The organism is Chryseobacterium arachidis, assembly GCF_900129245.1.
GTDB classification, from domain to species: Bacteria; Bacteroidota; Bacteroidia; order Flavobacteriales; family Weeksellaceae; genus Chryseobacterium; species Chryseobacterium arachidis.
In genome coordinates, this window is the sequence record NZ_FQUT01000004.1 from 185,660 (window position 1) to 198,588 (window position 12,929).

General features: G+C 34.7%; 11 protein-coding genes and 1 riboswitch. Of the genes, 10 read left to right on the forward strand and 1 reads right to left on the reverse strand.

The window, feature by feature from the left end:
* Positions 1 to 3 precede the first annotated feature (3 nt).
* From BUA89_RS09450 to BUA89_RS09490, 10 genes are all read left to right on the forward strand, one after another.
* The gene (locus BUA89_RS09450) at positions 4 to 906 is read left to right on the forward strand and encodes a TIGR01777 family oxidoreductase (RefSeq protein ID WP_072956295.1); all 903 of its coding nucleotides are present in this window, start codon (positions 4 to 6) and stop codon (positions 904 to 906) included.
* Positions 907 to 933: 27 nt separating this feature from the next.
* The gene (gene nudK, locus BUA89_RS09455) at positions 934 to 1,515 is read left to right on the forward strand and encodes a GDP-mannose pyrophosphatase NudK (protein WP_072956298.1); all 582 of its coding nucleotides are present in this window, start codon (positions 934 to 936) and stop codon (positions 1,513 to 1,515) included.
* 16 nt (positions 1,516 to 1,531) lie between these two features.
* Positions 1,532 to 2,110: a hypothetical protein gene (locus tag BUA89_RS09460; RefSeq protein ID WP_072956301.1), complete on the forward strand. Its 579-nt coding sequence runs from the start codon at positions 1,532 to 1,534 to the stop codon at positions 2,108 to 2,110.
* 11 nt (positions 2,111 to 2,121) lie between these two features.
* The gene (locus BUA89_RS09465) at positions 2,122 to 2,583 is read left to right on the forward strand and encodes a hypothetical protein (RefSeq protein WP_072956304.1); all 462 of its coding nucleotides are present in this window, start codon (positions 2,122 to 2,124) and stop codon (positions 2,581 to 2,583) included.
* Between the two features lie 10 nt (positions 2,584 to 2,593).
* Positions 2,594 to 3,358 carry a hypothetical protein gene (locus tag BUA89_RS09470; RefSeq protein ID WP_072956308.1) on the forward strand — a complete coding sequence of 255 codons (765 nt, stop codon included), beginning with the start codon at positions 2,594 to 2,596 and terminating at the stop codon, positions 3,356 to 3,358.
* Between the two features lie 12 nt (positions 3,359 to 3,370).
* Positions 3,371 to 3,793, forward strand: a complete 423-nt coding sequence (locus BUA89_RS09475) for a hypothetical protein (RefSeq protein WP_072956311.1) — start codon at positions 3,371 to 3,373, stop codon at positions 3,791 to 3,793.
* A 70-nt stretch (positions 3,794 to 3,863) separates the two neighbouring features.
* A riboswitch (cobalamin riboswitch) is annotated at positions 3,864 to 4,048 on the forward strand.
* A 516-nt stretch (positions 4,049 to 4,564) separates the two neighbouring features.
* On the forward strand, positions 4,565 to 6,880 hold the full coding sequence (gene metE, locus BUA89_RS09480) for a 5-methyltetrahydropteroyltriglutamate--homocysteine S-methyltransferase (RefSeq protein ID WP_072956314.1): 2,316 nt from the start codon (positions 4,565 to 4,567) through the stop codon (positions 6,878 to 6,880).
* A 119-nt stretch (positions 6,881 to 6,999) separates the two neighbouring features.
* Positions 7,000 to 8,202 (forward strand): DUF2075 domain-containing protein, encoded by a 1,203-nt coding sequence (locus BUA89_RS23375; protein ID WP_262487537.1) that lies wholly within the window; start codon positions 7,000 to 7,002, stop codon positions 8,200 to 8,202.
* Complete coding sequence (locus BUA89_RS23380) at positions 8,187 to 8,948, forward strand: DUF2075 domain-containing protein (RefSeq protein ID WP_262487538.1); 762 nt, start codon at positions 8,187 to 8,189, stop codon at positions 8,946 to 8,948. The genes BUA89_RS23375 and BUA89_RS23380 overlap by 16 nt, the downstream gene beginning before the upstream one ends.
* Positions 8,949 to 9,041: 93 nt before the next feature.
* Positions 9,042 to 9,488, forward strand: a complete 447-nt coding sequence (locus tag BUA89_RS09490; protein ID WP_072956317.1) for a KTSC domain-containing protein — start codon at positions 9,042 to 9,044, stop codon at positions 9,486 to 9,488.
* A gap of 251 nt (positions 9,489 to 9,739) precedes the next feature.
* Here the strand turns inward: BUA89_RS09490 and BUA89_RS09495 are convergent, their stop codons facing one another.
* Positions 9,740 to 12,925 carry an efflux RND transporter permease subunit gene (locus BUA89_RS09495; RefSeq protein ID WP_072956321.1) on the reverse strand — a complete coding sequence of 1,062 codons (3,186 nt, stop codon included), beginning with the start codon at positions 12,923 to 12,925 and terminating at the stop codon, positions 9,740 to 9,742.
* Positions 12,926 to 12,929 lie beyond the last annotated feature (4 nt).

A 12,929-nucleotide genomic window follows, 5' to 3' on the forward strand; every position in this document is an offset into this window, starting at 1 on the left:
TGCATGAAAGAAATTGTCCTGATTACCGGAGCCAACGGTTTAGTCGCCAAAGAATTATCAAAACAGCTTGAAAAAGAATATACACTCCGGTTTCTGACCCGGAAAAAGCAACGAAATAATGAGTTTGAATGGAACATACAAAACGGGACAATTGACGAGAGTGCCTTCGAAAATATTTCACATATTATCCATCTGGCAGGAGCCAATATTTCTGAAAAACGCTGGACCGACGAAAGAAAAAAAGAACTGATTTCAAGCCGTGTGGATTCCGCAGGTTTGATTTTAAAAACGTTAAAAAAAAATAATCTCAAATTAAAATCTTTCATATCAGCATCCGGAATCAATTATTACGGAACAAAAACGACAGAGAAAATTTTTACTGAACATGATGCCTCGGGAAATGATTTCTTAAGCGAAGTTGTTGTAGTCTGGGAAAAAGCCGCAGATGATTATAAGGAACAAAATATAACAGAAAGAGTGGTTAAGATTCGGACAGCCGTTGTACTTTCTGAAAAGGATGGTGCTTTAAAAAAGATGATTCCGACCATAAAAATGGGGATTGGTTCGCCTCTCGGAAACGGAAAACAATACATGCCCTGGATTCACATTAAAGATATTTGCTCGATCTACGAGTTTGCTTTAAAAAATTCAACTTTGGATGGAGCTTTTAATGCTACTGCTCCCGAACATACTACCAATGAAAATTTAACAAAAAAAATAGCGGAAGTTTTAAAAAAACCTTTATTTATGCCGAATGTTCCGAGCTTTGTTTTAACATTGCTGTTCGGAGAACTGGCAAGTGCTTTGCTGGAAGGTTCAAGAGCTTCTTCGGAAAAAATTCAGAAAATGGGATTTCAGTTTCAATTTCCTGAATTAAAAGGTACTTTGGAAGATTTATTAAAATAAAAATTTTAAATAAGATTGTAAAAATCTATGCAGAATATTAAAATAAATATTGAAAAAACGGAAATTTTATCAGACAACTGGTACACCCTAAAAAAAGTAACTTTCAATATTCAAAAAGAAGACGGAACTATTGAACTGCAAAGCCGTGAAGCCTACGACCGAGGAAATGGTGCCGTTATTTTGTTGTATAATAAAAATACTGGAACGGTGATCCTGACCCGACAGTTCAGATTGCCTACCTATATTAATGGAAATACTTCCGGAATGTTGATCGAGGCATGTGCCGGATTATTAGACAACGACAACCCTGAAGACTGTATTAAAAGGGAAACCGAAGAGGAAACCGGCTACAAAATTTCGAAAGTTGAAAAGATTTTTGAAGCCTATATGTCACCAGGCTCCGTAACGGAAATTCTCTACTTTTTCATTGCAGAATATTCTAAGGAAATGAAAATTGCTGATGGCGGCGGACTCGATGAAGAAGGTGAAAACATTGAAGTTCTTGAACTTTTGTTTGATAAAGCACTGGAAATGATCGATTCAGGAGAAATTAAAGATGCTAAAACAATAATGTTGCTTCAGCATTTAAGAATTAAAAATATTTTATAAATCTACCCCACACATCATGAAAATATTATATACTGTAAGCCTTTCTTTACTATTATCTGCACCTATTTTTGCCCAAAAAACTGAAAAAGCGGGATCAAAAGATAAAGCAGTTGTTGAGCATTTTAAAAACGATTATAAAAAGAAAAACTATAAAAAATTTACCGGAAATATAGTTATTAAAGATAATCAGGCAAAATTTGATGATAAGGTTATCTATTTTGATAAATCTGATAAAATTACCGCTGCTATACTCCAAGAAGGCTTAGTTTATCCTCAGCTTTTAACAGAATTCCAGGTGGATAAATTCGAAAATGAAGACAGCGACAGAACACAAAAAAGATTTGCCAAACTTCAGAAAAACTGGAAAGATGCTTTCGATGTGAATAATATTAAGCTGAGCAATGCTTCTGAGTTGGTTTTCCTGAGTTCAGATGAAAAGGTTAAAAGAATTAAAATAGTCTGCAAAGATCCAAAATTTCCTAATCTGATGATGTATTATTTCGAGTTTACCAACAAAAATGCTACAAAAGATACTCCGATTCAGGATTTCATTAAAAATGCTAAACTGACGTATATTTTTCAGCGAACAGAGTAAAAAAAAACGTAATGATCCAAAAAATTAAGTTTTTATTTTTTTTCTTGTTATTTCCTGCCTATTATTTTTCGCAGGACGGATCAGATATTTCTTATGTAAAAATCAATGAAATCGATAAAAATCTTATCGGAAAATTTATTCATCTTGATTTTTATCACAGATCTTTTGGCAGAAATAGTAATCAGGATCATGTTAATTTATCAGTCAATAAGCAACAGGTACAATTTTTAGAAATCCGAAAAGATACAGGACACAACAATTGGTTTTCGGAGCAGTCATTGCTGTCCGTTTCAAAAATAAAAGGTGAAAAATTACAAATCGAGAAATTTCAAATAACAGGATTTGATGATAAAAATTTATATGTCACAGCTTTTATTAACTATTTGAAACGCAATAGAATTGTAAATAAGGCGCAGGAAAACATGGCTATTGAGAAAAGTAAAGTAGTAGAAATTTTGGTTGAACAAGATTAAATTTGTTTCAATGTACAATCCATTCAGAAGAAACAGAAATATTGGAACCGAGAATCAGGGGTTTGGTCAAAATAATAGGCTTAAAATTTCAACACCGTACGGAACACTAAAATCCTTTTACGAAAGGATTGAAAAATATCAAATTGAAGTCAGAATTATCAACGGACATGAATTTTTATTCATTATTGAAGAAACTCGGCAAAACTGTTTTCATTCATGCTCTGTTGAGGATTTAGCAAAAATTATTCAGCACATACCAAAAGAAGATTATGGAGATTTGAAGTTCATTATTCTTCGCCAACCCAAAAGAAAAGAAGAAATAATTTCTCCGGTTTGGGGACGATTAATTTATAGTTTCTATTTTGAAAACGAATATTTTCCGGCAATAATTTTAGATTCTATTGATTTAAATAAAAAATTAGTCTGGCCTAAAAAACAAACTATAGAAGATCAAAAAGAATTTGTAAGATTAAAAGATGACGGACATATTTTTATCGAAAATAAAAGAGATTTTATTGCTGAATTAAGATTAGAATCTTGCAGAAACACTCAGCTTTACAGAACTTTATTGCATGAATTTGGGCATTATGTTCATTATTTAGAAGTTGTGGAAAGAGCTGGAAATGAAGATGAGGATTATGAAGAAAAAGAAATTCGTGATGATTATTATATGAGCCTTCCAAAAGTTGAGAAAGAAAAGTTTGCTCATCAATATGCTGATCGTTTAAAAAAGAAATTGATCGAAGACAGGATTATTCCTTTTGAGAGAATTTAATTAAACACTAATATGATTGATACAAGCCATCCCGATTCTGAATTTATATTTCGGGCAGGAGCATTCACAGATAGAATTAAAAATTACTGTAGAAAATATATTTTAGAATCATTTGAAGAGCGAAAAATCACTTTTCAGGATATGAAAATTGAAGCTTTGTTATTGTTGGAATTTTCAGAACTTCATTTCAAAGAAAATCTAAATAGTATTTCTAAGTCGGTAAATGATTTAAACGTAGAAATCGACAAATTAGAAGCTATTAATATAAGTAACGAAGATGGAAACTGCACTGTTTGCAATACAAAACTTGAGACTTTCGACACTTTAATCAAAGAAAAAGATTTTAGGTTCATAACTATTTGCAAAAAGTGCCCTAATGAGATTTATAACATTTTAAATACTATTGATTGGGCAACCGGAGCTGCATTTATTTAATTTTAAATTCAAAATTCTAAAAACTCAAACAAATATTCCCTACATTTGCCCCGAAACAGTTCTTTTACATACTTCATCAAACGGAAAAGGTTTTACTTAAGGTAGATTAATAGGGAATCGTGTGAGAATCACGAGCTGTCGCGCAACTGTAAGTAACACACCAAAGGTTTTTGTCCGCGTATATCCACTGTGCAAACGGGAAGGATGACAAAAGCTGTTACAAGTCAGGAGACCTGCCTGTTCCGAATTGACAATGCTCTCGCGGTTTGGAGTTTTTTGGTCGAACAGATGATACTTTTGAACGTATTTTTGGTTTAAAATTTTAAATTAATTTTAATTTTTTTAAACGCAAAGATTTTTTTGTTATGACTTCTTATTTTTAAGGAGCAAAGAGTTGCGACTTTGTCGCTGATGAAGTGTATGTTTTATACCTCCGCTTCTTAAAATCAATGTATCGATTCTTCTTTGTCCACTTAAATAATAAAGAAAAATTAGATTAAAACTTTGCGTCAAAAAATTTAACATTAAGTATTTGAGAATTTTAAGTTTAAAGATATTTTAAGTTAGGCATAACGCTTAAAACATCTTTGATGTTTCCTTAATAAATCTTAACCACTTAATTTTTCTTAATGGTTTAAATTTTAATCTACCTAAGGAAAATTGCGTCCTCACTGTATCTCCTCTACTCCATAAAATTTCTTTTTACGACTGCATTGCGAAGCATCTGAAGAGCTTTTAAAATCATTGTTTAATTTAAAAGTTTTTAAGAAAATGCAAACGCACATTCTTGGCTATCCGCGAATTGGTAGCAACAGAGAACTCAAAAAAGCCTGCGAGCAATATTGGACGGGCAAAATCGAAGCAAACGACCTTTTGGAAGTCGGAAAAACCATCACTCAAAACAACTGGAAACTGCAGCAGGAAGCGGGAATTGACCTTATTCCCTGCAACGATTTTTCGTTTTATGACCAGGTTCTGGACATGACTTTAACAGTCGGAGCGATCCCGGAACGCTATCAGGAAATTGCCTTCAAAAAGTCTGAACTGAATCTTTATTTTGCAATGGCGAGAGGTTTCCAGAAAGATGGATTGGACATCACCGCGATGGAAATGACGAAATGGTTTGATACCAATTACCATTACATCGTCCCTGAATTTCAGAAAAATCAGGAATTTACATTATTCTCCCATAAAATTATTAAAGAATTCATCAGCGCAAAACAGGCAGGAATCAATGCAAAGCCTGTGATCATCGGTTTGCTGACATATTTATTATTGGGAAAAGAAAAAGAAGAAGGTTTTGATAAATTGGATTTAGCACAAAACTTACTTCCTGTTTATATTCAGATTTTAAAAGAACTTGAAAATCACGGTGCTGAATATATTCAGTTTGATGAGCCGTTCTTAGCTTTAGATTTAACTGAAAAAGCGAGAGAAGTCTATCAGTTCATTTATGCTGAAATCAGAAAACAATTCCCAAAACTTAAATTTATTGTTGCGACTTATTTTGAAGGATTAAAAGATAATTTGTTATTGGCAACTTCCCTTCCGATCGATGTTCTGCATATTGATTTAGTTCGTTGCCCTGAACAGTTGGATGAAACTTTAGATATAATTCCAAATAATTTAAGTCTTTCTTTAGGAATTGTTGACGGAAGAAATATCTGGAAAAACGATTTCCAAAAATCATTAAATAGTATTAAAACTGCCGTTGAAAAAATTGGCTCGGAAAGAATTTTTATCGCTCCGTCCTGTTCGTTACTGCACTCTCCTTTCGACCTTGATTCTGAAAAAAACGAAGAGATTTTATCTCACGAAATCAAACAATGGATGGCTTTTGCAAAACAGAAAGTGACTGAAATTGTTAATTTAAAAAAATTGGCTTCCGAAAACCCTGACTACAATGCTTTACAAGCTTTAGCCGAAAATAAAAAAGCGATTGAAAACCGAAAAATTTCAAAATTAATTCACAGTCAGGACGTAAAAAACCGTGTTGATGTGACGACTGAAGATGATGCGAAGAGAAATTCTCCATTCAATATCAGAAAAGAAATTCAGCATGATGTTCTTAAGCTTCCTTTGTTTCCTACCACGACAATCGGTTCGTTTCCGCAGACAAAAGAGGTGAGAAACTGGCGAGCAAAATTCAAAAAAGGTGAATTAAATGCCGAACAATATGACACTTTATTGAAACAGGAAACCGAAAGAACGATTCGCTGGCAGGAAGAAATCGGGATCGACGTATTGGTTCACGGAGAATTTGAGCGAAACGATATGGTGGAATATTTCGGGGAACAACTATCCGGATTTGCATTTACACAAAACGGTTGGGTTCAGAGTTACGGAAGCCGGTGCGTGAAACCTCCTGTGATTTTCGGAGACGTTCACAGACCGCAACCAATGACAGTTTATTGGTCGGAATTTGCGCAATCTTTAACTCAAAAATGGGTAAAAGGAATGTTGACCGGACCTGTGACGATTCTTCAATGGTCTTTTGTGCGTGACGATCAACCTCGTTCGACAACTTGTAAACAGATTGCACTGGCGATTCGTGATGAGGTGAATGATTTGGAAAAAGCGGGAATCAGAATTATACAGATTGATGAGCCTGCCATTCGTGAAGGTCTTCCATTAAGAAAATCTGACTGGCAAAATTATCTGAAATGGGCAGTTGAAGCCTTTAGAATTTCGGCCAGCGGTGCGGAAGATGCGACGCAGATTCATACGCATATGTGTTATTCTGAATTTAATGACATCATCCAAAATATCGCCGATATGGATGCAGATGTGATTACGATTGAATGCTCCAGAAGTCAGATGGAATTATTGAATGCTTTTGCAGATTTCAAATATCCAAACGAAATCGGGCCGGGAGTTTATGATATTCACTCGCCGAGAGTTCCGTCGAAAGAGGAAATGGTGAAATTGCTGAAAAAAGCACAAGCCGTCATTCCGGCACAGCAACTTTGGGTAAATCCTGATTGTGGCTTAAAAACCCGTCATTGGGATGAAACGGAAAAGGCATTGATTGCGATGGTGGAGGCTTCGCGGGAAGCGAGTAAGGAGTTTGCTTTGCAGATACTTTGATTTTGATATTTTTTCGGGAGCCCAAAAGGCTCCCGTTTTGTTTTATTTAATTAATTTTAACCATCAATTTGTTTAATCTAAGCCATTCTATTATTTTCACTCAAAACTAATTAATATAAATGCTAAGAAGTTATTATAACAGTTCAATTAACAATTTTTTACAGGAAAATACTGACTCGATTTTTGGTAAATTATCTCAAAAGTACACTCATTCTCTAGAAGATTTACAAAAAGTAGCTTGGAAAAAACAAATTGAAATTTTAAAACAAGTCACAAAATCTTTAGAATCTGGAAGCATTTATTTTGAATTTTCTATTCCAAGAATGGGAAAAAGAGTAGATAATATTATTATCATTAAAGATTTAATATTATTATTAGAATTTAAGATAGGTAGCTCTGAATATTCAAAAAATGCTCAAAATCAAGCAATCGATTACTGCCTGGATTTAATTAATTTTCACGAGGGAAGTCATAATAAAAAAGTCATTCCAATTCTTATAGCCTCAAATGCAGAAAATATAGAAAATGATATTACTAACTCAACATCATTACAAAAGTGCATTCTTTGCAATGAGGGAAATTTAGAAACAAACATATTAAAAATTATAAATAAACTTTCTTCAGAAACCCCTATTGAAATTGATCAATGGGAAAGTAGTGCTTATAAACCTACTCCAACTATTATTGAAGCAGCGCAAGCTTTATATAAAAAACATACTGTAGAAGAAATTTCAAGAAATGACGCAGGCAAAGATAATCTTGCAAAGACTTCAAAAATCATCAATGAAATTATTGAGTACTCAAAAGAAAATAATCGAAAATCTATTTGTTTCATAACTGGAGTTCCCGGTGCTGGAAAAACTCTTGCAGGACTTAATATTGCTAATGAACGTTTAAAAATTGATGAAAATGAACATTCAGTTTTCTTATCTGGCAATGGTCCTCTTGTAGAAGTTCTTCGAGAAGCTCTTACAAGAGATACCATGAAGAATGAGAATTTAAAACGACCAGATGCAGCCAGAAAAGCAAAAAGTTTCATTCAAAATATTCATCATTTCAGAGATGATAATTTAGGCTCTCATACAGCACCTACAGAAAAGGTTGTTGTTTTTGATGAAGCACAAAGAGCTTGGCAAAAAAGCTCCGTTGCTAAGTTTATGAAAAACAAAAAAGGTATTGAAAATTTTGATATGTCTGAGCCAGAATATCTTATTAGTGTTATGGATAAACACGAAAACTGGTGTTGTATTGTTTGTCTTATCGGAGGCGGACAAGAAATTAATACTGGAGAAGCTGGAGTTTCTGAATGGTTGAGTCATTAAAAAACAAATTTGAAGATTGGGATATTTATCTATCTGAAAAAATACTAAATGATAATGTTTATTTAAAAAATGAAGATTTAATTAACTGGGTGAAACAAAATAGCGAAAAAAAATCTGATTTGCATCTATCCGTTTCAATTCGTTCATTTAGAAGTGAAAAAGTTGCTTTTTTAGTACAAAACATTTTAAATAACAGTGACAAAACTTTAGAAATTTATCAATCTCTCAAAAATAATTACCCAATATATCTTACTCGTGATATTAAATTGGCTAAAAAATGGCTAAAAGAAGTATCAAAAGGAACAGAAAGAATTGGCATAATTGCAAGCTCAGGTGCTAAACGTTTACGCTCAGAGGGAATAAGTGTTAAAGAAAAAATTTCAGCTGCAGATTGGTTTCTTAACGATGAAAATGACATTCGTTCATCTTATTATTTAGAAGATGTTGCTACAGAATTCGATATTCAAGGTTTAGAAATAGACTATACATGTTTGGCTTGGGATATAAATATGTATTATGATAATGAGTGGAAATTTAAACATTTTATAGGTTCAAAATGGACTGAAATGAATGAATCTAGACAAAATTATCTACTCAATTCTTATAGAGTCTTATTAACCAGAGCAAGACAAGGAATGGTAATTTTTATTCCGGAGGTTGATAACTCAGATTGGACTCGACCAAAAGATTTATATGATTCAACTTTTGAATATTTTAAATCTTGCGGATTTGATATTTTACAATAGATAAAATTTTATTTAAAACAAATTAACAATCAAAAACTTACAATTTCAAAAATAAAACCTTAATTTTGCACCCCGAAATAAGGATCATCCATTATGAAAAAATTAGGCGAATACAGAAAGCTTCTTGAGGTTGATAAAAATGTAACTTTAAAGGAACTGAAAACAATTTACAGGAATACGATGAAAGATACGCATCCTGATAAATTCATCAACGATGAAGCGGGAAAGCTGGAAGCAGAAGAAAAAAGCAAGTCTGTGATTGAAGCCTATCATTTTTTGGTAAGCATTAATCCTGAAACGCAGGAAAAATATAAGGAAGAATATACGGAAACCATTACAAAATCTAATATTCAGGATTTTTATTTGGAGAAATCTGTATTAACGGTTCAGCACTTGAACGGAAATATGTACGAATACATCGGTGTTCCGAAAAACACATACATCAAAATGGTAAATTCCGATTCTCCGAGCCGTTTTGCAAGAAGACATATCTATGGAAGTTTTGTCTACAGAAAGTCTGGTGAGGCGATGGCGGATTAATTTTTTGTATGATAAAATATATGAGCTTTCAGTGAATTCTGGAAGCTTTTTTTGTTGTGCTGAGTCTTTATTTTTAACGCAAAGAGCGCTAAGTTTTTTTTATTATTGAGAATATTTTTCGTTCGCAAAGGCGTTTCACTCAGCAAATGAGCATTCATGTTTTTTCTTATCTTCTATGTTGCACTCCTCACAATGACAAAAAAAAGCGCATCATTTCTGATACGCTTTTTCGGTTAATTAAAGATTTTATATTAGTCTAAATGCTTCGGAGTAAATCCATCATCACTTAGTTCTCTGTGCTCGTAGTCGGCTTTTATTTCAGCTTCATAGTCAATTTTCTCATCTTTGCCCATTCTTCTCAAAATTGAATCAAATAAAGAGTAAACAACCGGTACAATTATTAATGTAAGGAATAATGACGACGTCAAACCTCCGATAACTACCCAGGCAAGACCTTTATTAAACTCTGCTCCTGCACCGTTTGCCAATGCAATCGGCAACATACCGAAGATCATCGCAATCGTTGTCATCAAAATCGGACGGAGACGTGCGTGATTTGCCTGAACCAATGCATCATGGGTATTTGAACCTGCGGCTTTTCTGGCATTTGTAAAGTCAACGATCAAAATCGCGTTTTTCGCAACCAAACCAATCAACATGATCATCCCCAACATCGTAAAGATATTTAATGAATTCCCCGTCAAAGCAAGAATCAGCATTACCCCGATCATTGCCAAAGGAATTGAGAACAATACCACGAAAGGATACACAAAACTGTCATACAATGACACCATTACCAAATACACCAATACAATCGCTGCTAATAAAGCAATACCCAATGTACCGAAACCTTCCTGCTGGTTTTCCATATCTCCGCTCCAGATGTAGTCGACCCCTGCAGGTTTGTTTTTGCTGTCCATAAACTGTGCAGCCCATTCGTTGGCAACGTCTCCCACTGGTCTTCCTACCGCTTTAGCTCTTACTTTTACAGAAGGGGCTTTATCTCTACGTTCCAATAAACTTGGTCCGGAACCCATCTTCACGTCTGCAAACTGGCTTAAACGGATCTGCTGTCCCTGAGTATTGGTAAACATCAGGTTTTTAACATCATCAATTGACTGTCGGTTTACATCTCCAAAACGGATGTTGATATCATATTCATATTCCCCTGCTCTGAATTTTCCATCTGTATTCCCATTAAATGCAGTCTGCATTGTTTGTCCTACATTGGAAAGGTTTAATCCTAAAGAAGCCATTTTATCTCTGTCGATATTTACCTGAACTTCAGGGTTTCCTGTATCCGTTGATAATTCAGCGTCTACTGCTCCCGGAACTTTTTTCAGTAATTCTAAAATTCTGGTTGCTTCTTTTACTGCTGTTGCATTATCCGATGCGGTTACTACCATTTCGATCGGAGCATTTTCTGCTCCTAAGATACCGATCGGAGCTGTTTTAAACTCAACACCTGTAAATCTCTCTTCCAACTGTCTTTTGATCTTTGCAGCCTTAATATTAGTGCTTTCAGAACGTTCGGATTTGTCCGTTAAATTTACCTGAACTTCTGACTGATATGTTGTTGCCTGTGCTCCGCCAAAACCTGTTGACTGCTGACCTACTGTTGTAATAAGATCGACAACATCTTTATCATTTCTTAAGAATTTTTCAACGTCTAATGTCAATTGGTTGGTTTTTTCAACACTTGCATCTTTTGACAATTCCATCTGAACCAGGAACTGACCTCTGTCAATCGGCGGGAAGAATTCTCCTCCGATGAACCCGAAAGCCACTAACATAAATGATGATATTAAAGCAACAAATGTAATGACAACCGTCGAAACTCTTCTTAAAGTTGTTTTTAAACACCACTCCAGAATTCCTGTAATCCAGTGTGTGAATTTATCGATCATTCCTTCAAACCAAAGAATGAATTTCTCAAACCAGTTTTTGCCTGTTAAATGCTCCAATTTTCCAAATCTTGATGATAACCAAGGAATAATGGTAAATGAAGCCAATAAAGACAACATTGTCGCAATAACAACCGTGACGCAGAACTGTGCCAAGATATTGGCAACAAGACCTGTACTCATCGCAATCGGCAAGAATACCACCACAATTACCAACGTAATCGCCGCAACCGTAAATCCGATCTCTGAAGCTCCGTCATACGCTGCCCTGATCTTACTTTTACCCATCTCCATGTGACGGTAAATATTTTCCAGCACCACAATCGCGTCATCCACAAGAATACCAACCACAAGCGAAAGCCCCAGTAAACTCATCAGGTTTAATGTATATCCCATTAAATTCATTCCGATGAAAGTAGCAATCAATGAAGCCGGAATTGAAACCATTACAATAAATGCGTTTCTGATGCTGTGAAGGAATAGCAACATTACAATTGCTACCAGTACGATTGCCAGGAACAAGTCAAAAATAACGTGGTTTGCAGATTCCAGGGTAAACTCTGTCGTATCATTTACCACTTTTGCCTTGATACCCTGAGTTTTATAAGCTGCTTCTACCGTTGCAATAGTTTTCGCAATACTTTCAGATACCGCAACGGCATTGGCATCAGATTGTTTTTTTACCTGCATCAAAATAGTAGGAAACTGATTGAATCTTGCTACTTTTTCAACATCTTTCTGAGAGTCAAATACTGTTCCTATATCTGATAAACGAACCTGTGCGCCATCTTTATTAGATACTACCAAATTGCTTAACTCTGCAACCGATTTATACTTTCCTGATAATCTGATCGTAGATTTTGAAGTTCTTGTTTTCAAGCTTCCTGTAGGAAAGTCTAAGTTTGATGAAAGAATTGCCTGTTGTACATCTCCAATTGAAAGCCCGTAACCCTGCAATTTCTTTTCATCAAGATTTACCTGAATTTCTCTCTCCTGTCCGCCTACAAGATCAACCTGAGCCACACCGTTTACACGGGAAAAGATCGGTTCTATTTTTTTATCTAAAAGATCATAAAGGTCTTTGCTGTTTAGTTTATCAGATGATACACTCATCGTGATAATCGGAAGATCATCTAAGGAAAACTTATTCAGAGAGGGTGCGTCCACATCATCGGGAAGATCTCCAAGAATAGCATTTACTTTTCTTTGTGCATCATTTAAAGCAAAGTCTACATCTGCTCCGTTATTCAACTGGATGCTTATTACAGACAAACTTTCGTACGAAGATGATTCTACTTTTTTTACATTTTCCAAAGAACCTACCGCATCTTCTATCTTTCTGGTAACAGACGTTTCTACCTCTGCCGGCGAAGCTCCCGGATATACTGTAGAAATTGTTACCATATTGGTTTCAAATTTAGGGATCAGTTCGTATCCCATCATCGTGTAGCTCAGTAAGCCACCCAATGTGAGTATCGTAAACAATACGATAATCAGAGAGGGTCTTTTAATCGATATTTCTGCTAACTTCATAAAC